This window comes from Paramaledivibacter caminithermalis DSM 15212 (genome assembly GCF_900142245.1).
GTDB classification, from domain to species: Bacteria; Bacillota; Clostridia; order Peptostreptococcales; family Caminicellaceae; genus Paramaledivibacter; species Paramaledivibacter caminithermalis.
Window position 1 is genome coordinate 123,239 of the sequence record NZ_FRAG01000005.1, and the last position, 13,978, is coordinate 137,216.

Below are 13,978 nucleotides of genomic sequence, written 5' to 3' on the forward strand. Positions count from 1 at the left end.
AAAAGTGTGGAAATATATCTCGAGATATTGTAAAATCTAATTATATATACTTAAGAAAATTTTATAATATATTTAAATAATTTTGGAGTGCGAAATGTAGTATAGAGAGTCAAAAAAGCTATCTGCATATCATATTTTAAAATTATTAGTGTTAATTATGCAGGTTTCTCACTTGAAAGGAGAGTTTCAATGTCTCAATTAGATAATACAAAGGTTAAAAGGCTTATGACCTATCGCTATGTTGTATGGGGAGTGCTATCTTTAGCATACATTATCGTTTTTTTTCATAGACTGGCTGTTGGTGTTGTTAGGGATGAATTAGTAAATACCTTCAATATCACAGGGGCGACCTTTGGTAATCTTGGGTCAACCTATTTTTATGCATATATGCTTATGCAAATTCCTTCAGGTATGCTGGCGGATTCACTGGGTGCTCGCAAAACAGTAACTGTAGGAACTTTGTTAGCTGGAATAGGTTCCATAGTTTTTGGCTATGCCCCAACAATCATGTGGGCTTTTTTAGGAAGATTAGTGGTGGGTTTAGGTGTATCTGTTGTTTTTATATCTATCCTTAAAATTCAATCCCAGTGGTTTAAGGAAAGTGAATTTGGAACTATGTCAGGTATAACATCCTTTGTTGGCAATTTAGGTGGTATTTTAGCAAAAGCTCCCTTGGTAATAATGGTAGGATATTTGACATGGAGAGTGTCATTTGCAGTTATAGGAGTATTATCAATAGTAATTTCAATACTATGCTATGTATTAGCCAGAAATACTCCACAGGAAATGGGACTACCATCAATAGCAGAAATAGAAGGAAGGGAAGTAAAAAAATCTTTTAAAAAGAAACCTAATCTCATAAAGGGATTAATAAAAGTTATTTCTAATTCCAAAACTTGGCCAGGTTTTGTGGTTTTTGCTGGATTTTTTGGAGCATTTGTTACTTTATCAGGGTCTTGGGGAGAAGCTTATTTAATAGAAGTTTATAATATTCCAAAGGTTAAAGCTGCAAGCTATACAATGACTGCTGTTATTGGATTGGCAGTAGGCAGTATAGTTATTGGAAAATTTTCTGATAGTATTAAAAAAAGAAAACTACCTATGTTTGTGTTTGGTACTGTATATGTAATAAGTTGGACTATTTTAGTTTTCTTAAATGGTGGAAAGCCACCCATTGAAATTCTAATGCCTTTATTATTTATGCTAGGATTTACATGTCCTGTTTTTGTATTAGGGTGGGCATGTGCAAAGGAGGTTAATCCTCCTGAAATAGCAGGTATTTCAACTTCTGTAGTAAATATCGGCGGTTTCTTAGGAGCTGCTATTTTGCCACCGTTATTAGGGAAAGTATTTGATAAGTTCGCAGGTACTATGTCTCCAGTGGAGCTTTATCATAAAGCTTTTATGTATTCATTTATATCGGCTTTGATAGGTTTTATATTTATATTTCTTATTAAAGAGACAAATTGTAGAAATGTTTATAAAGACTAAGAGATGTTGAATGTTTTAATGAGATATGTTAAATGTTATTATTGTATAAAATCCTAAGGTCAAAAGAATAATTTATATGGGACTCCTTAAATTAGGAGTCCTAAAATATTTTTTTCTTTAAATATATAAAAAAAGTTATATAATAGAAGGAGAACTTAATTTTCACATTGAACTAAGATATTGATATCTATATAGTTTTGTATTTAACATTCAATATAGGAATTTAAGTAAAGACTTTAATTTATACATGTCCAAAATGCCCAGAAACATTGCATATTTGTACATGTATAAATTAAGTTTTACTATGTAAATTCTATATGTAATAGACTATAAAGTATAACTAGAGGGGGATTATTAATGTTACTTATCAAAAACGGAAAAGTTTTTACAATGGAAGGCAAGATTTTTGAAAGAGCAAGTATATTAGTTGAGGATGGAAAAATTAAAGAGATAGGAGAAAATATTGTTGCACCCCTTGATGCACAGGTTATTGATGCAGAGGGAAGAATAGTAATGCCAGGTTTTATCGATGCCCACTGTCATCTAGGAATGTGGGAGGACTCTATAGGCTTTGAAGGAGCAGATGGAAATGAAATGACTGACCCAGTTACACCACAGCTTAGGGCTATTGACGGGATAAATCCTTTGGATAGAACCTTTGAGGAAACTAGACAGGGCGGTGTAACATGCGCTGCTACTGGTCCAGGTAGTGCCAATGTTATTGGTGGACAATTTGTTGCAATAAAGACCTATGGTGATAGGATAGATGATATGATAGTTAAAGAGCCTTTAGCTATGAAATGTGCCTTTGGAGAAAACCCTAAAAGAGTATACAATGAGAAAAAACAATCGCCCATGACTAGAATGGCAACAGCAGCAATTCTAAGGGAAACTCTTATGAAGGCTAAGGAATATAAAGATAAGTTGGAAGCTGCTGGAGAAGATGAATCAAAGAAGCCAGCATTAGATGTAAAAATGGAGGCAATGCTTAAGGTATTAAATGGAGAGATACCATTAAAGGCCCATGCCCATAGGGCAGATGATATTTTAACATCTATAAGAATAGCTAAGGAATTTGGAGTAAAGTTAACTCTAGAGCATTGTACGGAAGGACATCTAATAGCCCACCATATAAAAAAGGAAGGATTGCCTGCAATAGTTGGGCCAAGCTTTGGAGAAAGATGTAAATTTGAACTTAAGAATCTTACCTTTGAAACACCAGGAGTTTTAAGTAAAGCAGGAGTTAAGGTTGCTATTATGACTGACCATCCTGTAATTCCATTACAGCATTTAGGTTTATGTGCAGCTTTAGCCGTTAAGGCAGGCATGGATGAAGAAGAAGCCTTAAAGGCAATTACTATAAATCCTGCGCAGATTTTAGGAATAGATGATAGAGTAGGTAGCATCAAGGAAGGCAAGGATGCAGACATAGTTATATGGAGTAATCATCCATTTGAAATTAAATCTGAGGTTTTATATACAATTATTGATGGAAAAGTGGTTTATGAGAACAAAGCCGAATAAAAAGGCTTTGTTAGTTCCAAGTTGCATGTTGCAAGTTTTTGAGTCATTCTTTTAGGCTGAAAAAGCTATCCATAGACTAGGATAGCTTTTAGCTAGTTCCTATTAAATTTCTCAAATAGTATAATTTATAAATGAAGAGAAAAAGTGACTTGGGGACTGACCCAGCTGACACACATGTTTTTAGTGTGTCTGGGGGTCTGTCCCCATATCATTTTTTGTAGGTTGAAATATATATCTATAGACCCAAAAGAATAACAAAAATCCTAGAACTTGTAACATAGAACTTGTAACTAACAATCTCCCCTCTTGTCTAGCTTTATAATCTATTGTATTATGGAGATAATATGTATTATAAGTAAAGACGTTGAAGGTTGGAGGTTGTAGTGTTGAAGAAAATTATTTGTAGAAATGAGGAAGAAACTAAGGAGCTAGGATATAAAATAGGTAAACTTTTGGATAAAGGAGATATTGTATGTCTTACAGGTGATTTAGGGGCAGGAAAGACTACCCTAACTAAATCCATAGCTAAAGGCTTGGAGGTTAGGGAGGATGTTACAAGCCCTACCTTTAACATAATACATGAATACCATGGAAGATTTCCAGTCTATCATTTTGATGTATACAGAATAATGGATATAGATGAAATGTATGATATAGGATATGAAGAGTATTTTTATGGTGATGGAGTATGTATAGTAGAATGGGCATCTCAGATAGAAGAATTAATTCCTAAGGAATGTCTATGGATAGATATAAAACTAAGTGATAAAATAGATAGTAGAGTTTTTTATATCAAAGGCACAACGAGGCATTATGAAAGTGTTATTGAGGAGTTGATTAGATAATGAATATATTGGCTATAGATACATCTTCTATTGTTGCCACTGTGGCAGTAATGGATAGGAAAAAATTGCTTGGTGAATATACTATAAATAGTCCCATGACCCATTCACAGAAACTCATGCCTATTATAGATGAGCTTCTATCAACCCTTGAATTATCAATGGAGGATATAGAGCTTATAGCAGTATCAAGAGGCCCTGGTTCCTTTACAGGAATAAGAATAGGCATTGCAACAGTAAAGGGTTTGGCACATGGATGGAATATACCTGTAATAGGAGTTTCAAGTTTAGAAGGCCTTGCATATAATATTACATATAGTAAAGAATTAATTTGTCCGATAATGGATGCTAGAAGAAATCAAGTTTATACAGGAGTTTATAAATGGGTTAAGCATAAGCTTGTAGACATAATAAAGGAAGCTCCATCAAGTATAGATAAACTCATTGATGAACTTAAGCAAAGACAAGAGAAAGTTATTTTTCTCGGAGATGGATTAGGCAGATATAAAGATGATATTATTAGCAGCTTAGGAGAAAAAGCAGTGTTTGCTCCTCAATACGTAAATATGCAGAGGGCTTCCTCCATAGCACAGCTTGCTCTTGATAAAATAAATGGAGGGCAATCAAAACCTGAAAATTATTTAAACATCACTCCAGTTTATTTAAGAAAGTCTGAAGCCGAAAGACAATATGAAGAAAAAATGAAAAGGTGCAGTGAAATTAATGAGTAATATTACTGTTAGAGAAATGACTCTAGATGATATTGATTCAGTCATAGAAATTGAAAATAGCAGCTTTCTTACTCCTTGGACTAGGGAGTCCTTTGAAAAGGAAATAAGAAATAATCAGCTGGCAAAATACCTAGTAATAGAGTATGAAAATCAGATAGTAGGCTATGGTGGCATGTGGATTATAATAGATGAAGCACATATTACAAACATAGCAATACACAAGGATTTTAGAAATAAAAAATTAGGAAGTTTTTTAGTTGAATCCATGATAGAATATGCAGAAAGCTTAAGAATATATAGGATGACTTTAGAGGTTCGGGAAAGTAATATTGCTGCTCAAGGGCTTTATATGAAATTAGGCTTTAAACCCTGTGGGAAAAGACCAAAGTACTATCATGACAATAATGAAGATGCTATTATTATGTGGAGAGGCTAGAGCCTCTTTTTTCATGGGAAGGTTTTGAGGGATGAGGTTAAGGTTGAGATTAAGATTGAGACTAAAATTAAGATTAAGAATTAGGGTCATAAATTTTGAGTAAAAATAAAGAAAAAAGCCCAAAGCTAATATTATTTTTAAGATTCTTTTAATATTATTATGACTAAAGTTAATATATAATTGAGTATGGAAGAATTATTCACATGGTTCTAGAAGTTATTGATTAGCCTCTGAGTTTGTTTAGCTATAAGATTTGTTGAAGTATTCTAAAACTAGGCATTTTTTTGTTGGGAAAATTTAAAAAATATGAAAATATGAAGGGATTTTTATATAGTTGTCGTTTATAGTATTTAGAATTAAAATCTATATGAAGCATACTAGATTAGGAGGGTAAAAATGCGTAAATTTAAAAAGAAAAATATACTTATTATTTCAGCTGTATTAATAGTTGTAGCCTTTATTTCATTAGCTACGGTAAATGCCATGAGGTTAAAGGAACAAGGGGGATTACCTGTCAAAACCACTAGTATTTTAAAGCAGGACATCGAATCCAATATTTTTGCAAGTGGAACAATTGTCTCCAAGGAAGAAAGAGAAATTACATCAGATTTATCGGGTAAGGTGAGGGAAGTATTGGTAGAAGAAGGAATGAAGGTAAAAAAAGGAGATCTACTTGCTAAGCTTGACTCCGATGAACTAGAATATAATTTAAAGCAAAGTGAAATAAAGCTAGAGGTAGCTAAGGATAAGCTGAATCAGCTTAGAAAAGAAAATATGTCAACATTGGAAACAGAATATAAAAATACTCAAATTAGATATAAGGATGCAAAGAAAAAGTATGAAGATAAAAAAGCTCTTTTTGAAGCTGGAGCCATAAGTGAAAACGAGCTAGAACAAGCAAAAAGTGATATGCAGACAGCTTATAATGATTATACTTTGGCAAAGAAAAAATATGAGGATGCTGATGTTCTAGGAGAAATAAGGATACAGGAAAAAGAAGTAAGGGCCATGGAACTTGAAATAGAAAAAATTAAATCAGATATAAAAAAGACAAATATAATCAGTCCTATAGATGGAACTGTTATAGAAGTCAATATTTCAGAGCTATCTATTATTGCAGCAAATACATTAATGTTTAAAATTCAAGATACAGAGAATTTAGAGGTAATTACTAATATAAGTGAATATGATGTTGGGAAAGTAAAAATCGGGCAAACCGTTAATGTAACCAGCGATGGGGCAGAAAACAAGGAATATAAAGGAACAGTAGCATATATATCACCAAATGCAGTAGTGGAAAAGAATGGTCAAGGAACAGAGACAGTTGTGAAGGTTAAAGTAGATATCAATAGTAAGAATACACAATTCAAGCCAAACTTTTCTGCAAATGTAGAAATAAATACTGCAAATAAAAAAGATGTCTTGGTAGTACCATATGAAGCCATATATGCTGATAAGGATGGCACTAAATGTATTTACATTGTAGAAGATAATAAAGCCAAAAAATGTGTTATAAATACGGGAATAGAAGGGGACATGGTGACTGAAATAATTGGTGATGGTTTAAAGGAAAATGACTTAGTTATATTAAATCCTACAGAAAAAATCAAGGATGGTATGGATGTTAAAGTTAATAAAGGAATACAAGGTAAGAAAGGAAATTAATATGATTAAGATTGAAAACCTTTGGAAAATTTATAGTAATGGAAATATCAAGGTTGAGGCTCTCAAGGGAGTAGACCTTAAAATAGAAGAAGGAGAATTTGTGTCCATTATGGGACCATCAGGTTCTGGAAAGTCTACTATGATGAATATACTGGGGTGCCTTGACAAACCTACTAAGGGTAAATATGAGCTTGATAATGCTAAGATTGAAGAATTAAACGAATTAGAATTAGCAAAGATTAGAAATAAAAAGATAGGTTTTGTTTTTCAATCCTTTAATTTATTACCAAGAACATCTGCATATAAAAATGTAGAATTACCTATGCTTTATGCCAATGTTAACTTTAAAGAGAGGCATGACAGGGCATTAGAAGCTTTAAAAAAGGTAGGGCTTGGAGATAGAATCCATCATAAGCCAAATGAACTTTCTGGAGGTCAAAAACAAAGGGTAGCTATTGCAAGGGCGTTAGTTAACAGTCCAGCTGTTATCTTAGCCGATGAGCCTACGGGGAATCTTGATTCTAAGTCTAGTGATGAAATAATGGATATTTTTAAGAAGCTGAACGAAGAAGGAGCTACTATTGTAATAGTAACCCATGAACCTGATATAGCACAAAAAACAAAGAGAATTGTTGTTTTTAAAGATGGTGAAATAGTTGAGGATACAAAAGCTCTAAGTTCTAAGCCATAAGTTTAAAAGCTAGGCTCATGACTTATGAGAAGAATGAAGGATAAAGAAAATATGCTACAAGTTTTTCGCTTAACAAAGGAGTTGATAAGGTGAACTTTATTGAGAGTATAAAGGTGGCCATCAGTGCTATATGGGTAAATAAGATGAGGTCTTTGCTTACAATGCTTGGTATAATAATAGGTATATCATCTGTTATAGCTGTAGTCGCATTGGGACAAGGGAGTAAAAACATGATGAATAAAGAGTTTGAAAGCTTTGGTGTCAATAGAGCAGCTATATGGCATAATTGGAGGAAGAACCCCACATCAAAGGATTATATGAATCATGAAGATTTAAAGGCATTAAGAAGGGCTTTTGAAAAGGAAATTTCAGCTATGTCCCATTATTTTGATACTACGGGTGAGATAGTAGCTGGCAAGGAAAAGAAAAGTGTTTATATATATGGAGTGGAACATGAATATAATAATATTGATAAGAAAGAAATTATTAAGGGTAGATATTTAGTTGAAGGAGATATTAAGGCTAAGAGGAATGTGGTTGTTATTGATGAGGAATTAGCATTGGATATCTTTGGTAGAACCAATGTTTTAGGAGAAAGAATTATTGTAAATACTAGAACAAATAGTATTTCTCCAGTTATAGTTGGTATATATAAAAATAAAAAATCACTGTTTTCTGGAGGCTTTGGTGGAAATAGTCCCAAATATCTTTACTTACCAGTATCAACAGTAGAAAAGATGTTTGGTGTTGGAGATAGAGTATATATGGTGGAAATGAATCTAAAACAAGGTGTTAATATTGAAGAAACCTTAAATAAGATGATAAAATTGTTAGAAAGACGTCATGGAAATGCTGGTAAGGATAAATATAGAAGCTATAATGCCGAAAGTGAAATGGAATCAGTTAATAAGATAACAAGTGTGATGACCATGGTTGTGGGAGCAATAGCAGCTATTTCATTATTGGTTGGAGGAATAGGTGTTATGAACATCATGTTGGTATCGGTTACAGAAAGAACTAGGGAAATTGGTATTAGAAAGGCTATTGGGGCTAGACATAGAGATATTCTTTTACAGTTTTTGGTTGAGGCAGTTATTATCTCAGGAATTGGAGGAATGATTGGAACGATTTTAGGAATAGGATTTTCCTACATTATATCAAACTTCATAAAAATACCACCTACTGTCTCTCCTATGACGATACTGATTGCCTGGGTTTTCTCAGCAGGGGTAGGAATTTTCTTCGGAATTTATCCTGCAAACAAGGCTGCAAAGCTTGATCCAATAGAAGCCTTGAGGTATGAGTAGAAAATGAGTAAAAGGAGGAATATTCAATGAGTGATGATGGTTTTATTAATACTCAGTTTGAAGAAGATAATGAGGAATCGAAGTTGTCTTTTTTTCAGAGGTTTGTAAATGTATTTGTAAATCCTATTAAGGTTATGGAGGACATTTCCATAAAACCAACTTTACTATTTGCTATATTACCTACATTATTAGTATTTACTTTGTTAAATGTATTAAAAATTGATTTGCTAAAGGAATTCACCCTCCAGCAGATGGAGCTAAATCCAAATTCAGTAGAGATACCTGAAGAAATTATGATGACTACAGTATATATTGCTTCAATAAGTGCTTCCATTATGCCTATAATCATGGCACTGTTTAAAGGATTAATTTCCCATGGCATTACAAGGTTATTTGATGGTAAAGGGGATATAAAGCAAAGTTTATCGGTTATATTTTTTTCATATTTCATAGTAATGTTGGGGGAGATTATTAAGACAATAATATGCTTATTAACACAAAGTTATTTTGTTACCATATCTTTAGCTTCTGTTATACCAAATTTAGAATTTAATACACCTTTATACAATTTAATGACACAGTTTGATATATTTATTTTATGGTATTTGATAGTTTCAATGATAGGAATTAGTGTTGTTCATAGGATTAGTAAAGGAAAGGCTGCAGTAGCAGTATTTGGTCCTTGGAGTATTTTAATTGTATATCATGTAGTGTTAGCTATTATTATGCAGTAAAAAAAGGATTCATAGGGACAGTGGGGAACTGAGGGAAATATAATATCAAAGGAAAATGTGATATGGGAAACGATATATTTGATTCAAATTTTTATCATTTGGTCAATGTATCTATTCTTATATCACATTTTCTTATGTATTACTAAAATTTGTGGTTATATAAATAATAGTAGTATATAATATAAAAATATAGAATGAAATTAGCTGAAAATTAAAGGAGAAAGGAAAAATGGAAAAAAAATTAATAATTTTAGCACTGGAATCGAGTTGTGATGAAACATCGGCTGCTGTCCTAAAGAATGGCAGGGAGGTACTTTCAAATATTGTATCTTCTCAAATAGATTTACATAAGAAGTTTGGAGGAGTAGTACCAGAGGTTGCATCAAGGAAGCATGTAGAAAATATTAGTTATGTTATCGATGAAGCCCTTGATAAAGCTAATGTTAGCTTTAAGGATATAGATTTAATAGGTGTAACCTATGGACCAGGTCTTGTTGGAGCTTTACTTGTGGGTTTGTCAACTGCTAAGGCTTTGGCATATTCATTAGATAAACCCCTTGTAGGAGTAAATCATATTGAGGGACATATTTATGCAAATTTTATTGAACATAAGAATTTAGAACCTCCATTTATTTGTCTAATAGTGTCAGGAGGGCATACTCACTTAGTATATATGAAGGATTATGGAGTATATGAGGTTCTTGGAAAAACTAGAGACGATGCAGCTGGAGAAGCCTTTGATAAGGTTGCAAGGGCAATAGGCTTGGGATATCCTGGAGGGCCTATAATCGATAAACTCTCCAAGAAAGGAAATAAGAATGCAATTAATTTTCCTAGAACCTACTTGGAAAATGATAGCCTTGACTTTAGTTTTAGCGGATTAAAATCTGCTGTTTTAAATTATCTTAACAATTCAAAAATGAAGGGAATTTCGATAATCAAGGAAGATGTAGCAGCAAGCTTTCAACAAGCCGTTATTGATGTTTTAGTAGACAAGACAATATTAGCTGCTAAAAGATGTGGAGTTGATACAATCGTCATAGCAGGTGGAGTAGCTGCTAATAGTGGACTAAGGCAATTGCTCAAAGAAAGAACCGAGAAGAATAACTTTAAATTAATGTTTCCCCCAATATCTCTATGTACAGATAATGCTGCTATGATAGGCTGTGCAGCATATTATGATTATATAAATGGGTATTCAGCGGATATGTACTTAAATGCTATACCAAATTTAAAGATTGGTCAAAAATATGAAAGAATCTAGAGTATTAATAATTGAGGTGAAAATGGTAAACAATAACTACTTCATAAAACCTACTTATGTAAACCATAAGCAGGTTTTTTCTTTTTTATCCACAATTAACACAATATATGTGGATAAAAATGTGGAAAATGTTAATAAATCATGGAAAACGGGTTTTTGCTAATAAAAATGTGGATTGTTTTGTGAATAATGTGGAAAATATGTGGATATCAATGTATATAATAGCCCTTACTTAATTTATATGAAACTACTTAAGAAAATATGACTAAAAAATAAGGTAAACATAATATTTATAGAGATTAATCATGCTGTAAAAACCTTTCTCCTTTTCCTATCTCCTTTAACCTTTTTTAAAGTAAAAAAGTCTGGAAATAAATCCAGACTAAATTCTTTCTTCTACATATCTAACTATATCACCAATATTTTTGAAGTCTTCAGCGTCTTCATCAGGAATTTCAATGTCAAATTCATCTTCGATGGCCATTATAACTTCTACTGCATCTAAAGAATCAGCTTCAAGGTCATTCATTAGGGAAGTATCCATAGTGATCTCAGTTCCTTCGTCTAAACCTAATTGTTCAATAATTAATTCTTTAATTTTATCCAATACCATTAGTTTTCCTCCTTTTAGATAATTTTTATCATTTATTGTAGTCTTTCTTTAAATTATCATATTAATAATCTATTACTATTATACTTAAAATTTTATGATTGTCTAGAAGAATTTTATATTTTTTCTTCCCATTGGCTGTATAAATTCTCTAATTCACGCTTTATATTTTCATATTCATTATGGAGCTGTTTACTTTTATCGGGATTGGCATAAACATCCTTATCACACATTAAATGCTCTAATTCATTTAACCTAGTTTCAAAATCCAATATCTTATCTTCAAGTTCTTTTATCATCTGCTTATGTTTCTTCTTTTCAGCTTCTTCTATCTTTTTACGTTTTTTTTCTTCTTTAAGCTTAGTTTTTGTTATAGTTTCAGAGTTTTTATCATCAGTAGATTGTTCCAGCTGTTTTTTCTTTTCTATATAATAATCATAGTTGCCTAAGTATTCTTTAATACCATCCTGAGAAATTTCTAGTATTTTTGTGGCTATTTTGTTTAGAAAATATCTATCATGGGATATTGTAAAAATAGTACCATCATACTCTAATAATGCATCTTCTAATACTTCCTTTGAAGGTAAATCTAAGTGATTCGTAGGTTCATCCAGTAATATGAAGTTGGCACTGGAAAGCATAAGCTTTAAAAGAGATAAGCGGCTTTTTTCTCCACCACTTAAGTTTCCTACTTCTTTAAAAACATCATCTCCTGTAAAAAGAAAGGCAGCTAAGAGATTTCTAGCTTCTGGAATAGAGATTTTAGGGTTTTCATTACATATTTCATCTATAAGATTATTATTGGGATTTAAATTTTCTTGCTCCTGATCATAATATCCTATAAAAACGTTGTGACCTAAAACAATATCTCCACTATCATAATTTAGCTTATTTAACAATATTTTAAACAAAGTAGTTTTACCTATACCATTTGGACCAATTAAAGCTACCCTTTCATTTCTGTATATATTAAAGCTTATATTTTGGAACAGAGTTTGATTATCAAAGGATTTAGATAAAGCATTAACCTTTAAAACTTCCCTGCCGCTTTTTTCCTTTGACTGAAATTTGATTTGTGTCCTGTGATTATTAATAATGGGTTTATCTAAAACATTAATTTTTTCTAAACGTCTTTCCCTGCTTTTGGCACGATTTGCTAATTTTTCAGTGCCATGCTGCTTAAATCTTCTTATTATTTCCTCTTGCTTAGCTATTTCCTTTTGCTGTTGTAGATACTGCTTCATTTGCTGCTTATACATGCTTTTCTTATAATCTATATATTTTGTATAGCTTCCTTCAAACTGAACGATATTTTTGTTTTCAATTTCAAAAACTTTATTAGATATTTGATCTAAAAAATACCTGTCGTGGGATATTACTAAAAGAGTTCCAGAATAATTTTTAAGAAAGCCTTCTAGCCAGTTGATTGCATCGATGTCCAAATGATTTGTTGGTTCATCTAAAAGCAAAATATTGGGTTTTTGAAGTAGAAGCTTAGCAATATTGAGCCTAGATTTTTGTCCACCACTGAGCTTCATGATTTCCTTTTCAAAGTCTTCATCACTAAAACCCAGCCCCTTAAGAACGCCTCTAATTTCACTTTTATAACCATATCCATTTTTATTGTTAAATTCATCCAGAAGATTAGAATAGAGGTTCATTAGATTTTTAAATTCATTACCTTCATGATTTGTTGTTTTTGATATTTGATATTCAAGGTTTCTAATTTTTTTTTCCATCTCGATTATATCTTCGAAAACTGTTAGACATTCTTCAAAAATTGTTTTTTCATTATCAAAACTTAAGTTTTGTTTTAAATACCCTATATTCAAATCCTTAGAAATATATATATTTCCCTTATCATAAGAACTTTGATTAGTTAAAATTCTAAAAAGGGTGGATTTTCCAGTACCATTCTTACCAATTAAACCTACTTTGTCCCCAATATTTATAGTGAAAGAAATATCTTCCAATATTAAATCAATTCCAAAGGATTTAGTAACATTATTACATGAAATTGCTATCATTTTGTTGCCTCCTAAATCTTCTTTGCATATAAATTATTTTATCATAAAGATAAGTAACTTAATAATATATTTTTAAAAGGTGAGAAAATTGCATAATACGTTTAAAAAATTTTGGAGTACAAAATGTGGTGGAGAGAGTCAAGGAAGCTATCTACATATTGTATTTCAAAATTATTAGTGTTAATTATGCAAGTTTCTCAGGTAAAAATATTAAAGCAACCCACCAATCTGGTTTCTATCACAGCAGTTCTGATATTGCCTTTTTGATTAGGTAAAAATAAGACTTATTACGGTTTTAGAACATAATAGAATACTTAAAAACTATCGAATCATTGCTTAGTGTAAAATTATTGTAGGAAAAAAATAAAAAGAGAATAGCTTCTTATGTTAAGATGGAAGTGTATAAGCAACACATCAAAACATATGAAAGGAGCTATTCTCATGAATAATATTATACAGGAAATTATGACAAAAATCATTAAAGATAACAATAAAAATATGGAAAAACTATTTACAGAGCATAAGGACATTTCAAGATATATTTTAGATACTAAGAAAATGCTTGATGAAATAGGAATAGCTATAGTAGAAGAAGCATTGAAGATATGTGATGAAATTATAAAAGAATCTTCTAATAGGAAAAAGAATTGGTATGT

13 protein-coding genes are annotated in these 13,978 nt (G+C 31.6%); 11 read left to right on the plus strand and 2 right to left on the minus strand.

The genetic code is table 11. The features are described from left to right. The first annotated feature begins 189 nt into the window (after positions 1-189). From BUB36_RS03455 to tsaD, 10 genes are all read left to right on the plus strand, one after another. A complete protein-coding gene (locus BUB36_RS03455) occupies positions 190-1,491 on the plus strand; it encodes an MFS transporter (RefSeq protein ID WP_073147022.1) in 1,302 nt (433 codons plus the stop codon). A 357-nt stretch (positions 1,492-1,848) separates the two neighbouring features. Continuing rightward, a complete protein-coding gene (locus tag BUB36_RS03460) occupies positions 1,849-3,015 on the plus strand; it encodes an amidohydrolase (protein WP_073147024.1) in 1,167 nt (388 codons plus the stop codon). 383 nt (positions 3,016-3,398) lie between these two features. Continuing rightward, entirely contained in the window at positions 3,399-3,860 is a 462-nt protein-coding gene (gene tsaE / locus BUB36_RS03465; RefSeq protein WP_073147026.1) for a tRNA (adenosine(37)-N6)-threonylcarbamoyltransferase complex ATPase subunit type 1 TsaE, read from the plus strand. Then, complete coding sequence (tsaB, locus tag BUB36_RS03470; protein ID WP_073147028.1) at positions 3,860-4,588, plus strand: tRNA (adenosine(37)-N6)-threonylcarbamoyltransferase complex dimerization subunit type 1 TsaB; 729 nt, start codon at positions 3,860-3,862, stop codon at positions 4,586-4,588. Before tsaE ends, tsaB begins: the two co-directional genes overlap by 1 nt. Next, positions 4,581-5,024, plus strand: coding sequence for a ribosomal protein S18-alanine N-acetyltransferase (gene rimI, locus BUB36_RS03475; protein ID WP_073147030.1), 444 nt, complete (start codon positions 4,581-4,583; stop codon positions 5,022-5,024). The genes tsaB and rimI overlap by 8 nt, the downstream gene beginning before the upstream one ends. Positions 5,025-5,420: 396 nt before the next feature. Further along, complete coding sequence (locus BUB36_RS03480) at positions 5,421-6,689, plus strand: efflux RND transporter periplasmic adaptor subunit (RefSeq protein ID WP_073147032.1); 1,269 nt, start codon at positions 5,421-5,423, stop codon at positions 6,687-6,689. Next, the gene (locus tag BUB36_RS03485) at positions 6,646-7,380 is read left to right on the plus strand and encodes an ABC transporter ATP-binding protein (protein WP_330390398.1); all 735 of its coding nucleotides are present in this window, start codon (positions 6,646-6,648) and stop codon (positions 7,378-7,380) included. Before BUB36_RS03480 ends, BUB36_RS03485 begins: the two co-directional genes overlap by 44 nt. Positions 7,381-7,469: 89 nt before the next feature. Continuing rightward, positions 7,470-8,687, plus strand: a complete 1,218-nt coding sequence (locus BUB36_RS03490; protein ID WP_073147034.1) for an ABC transporter permease — start codon at positions 7,470-7,472, stop codon at positions 8,685-8,687. 26 nt (positions 8,688-8,713) lie between these two features. Next, positions 8,714-9,421, plus strand: coding sequence for a Yip1 family protein (locus BUB36_RS03495; RefSeq protein ID WP_073147036.1), 708 nt, complete (start codon positions 8,714-8,716; stop codon positions 9,419-9,421). Between the two features lie 229 nt (positions 9,422-9,650). After that, a complete protein-coding gene (gene tsaD, locus BUB36_RS03500) occupies positions 9,651-10,685 on the plus strand; it encodes a tRNA (adenosine(37)-N6)-threonylcarbamoyltransferase complex transferase subunit TsaD (protein WP_073147038.1) in 1,035 nt (344 codons plus the stop codon). A gap of 382 nt (positions 10,686-11,067) precedes the next feature. On the opposite strand, the gene acpP is transcribed toward tsaD, so the two are convergent. Both acpP and BUB36_RS03510 read right to left on the minus strand, forming a co-directional pair. After that, a complete protein-coding gene (gene acpP, locus BUB36_RS03505) occupies positions 11,068-11,298 on the minus strand; it encodes an acyl carrier protein (protein WP_073147040.1) in 231 nt (76 codons plus the stop codon). Between the two features lie 113 nt (positions 11,299-11,411). After that, entirely contained in the window at positions 11,412-13,322 is a 1,911-nt protein-coding gene (locus BUB36_RS03510; protein WP_073147042.1) for an ABC-F family ATP-binding cassette domain-containing protein, read from the minus strand. A gap of 441 nt (positions 13,323-13,763) precedes the next feature. Here BUB36_RS03510 and BUB36_RS03515 point away from each other — a divergent pair. Continuing rightward, positions 13,764-13,978, plus strand: a 215-nt coding sequence (locus BUB36_RS03515; RefSeq protein ID WP_073147045.1) for a hypothetical protein, incomplete at its 3' end; no start/stop codon positions are given.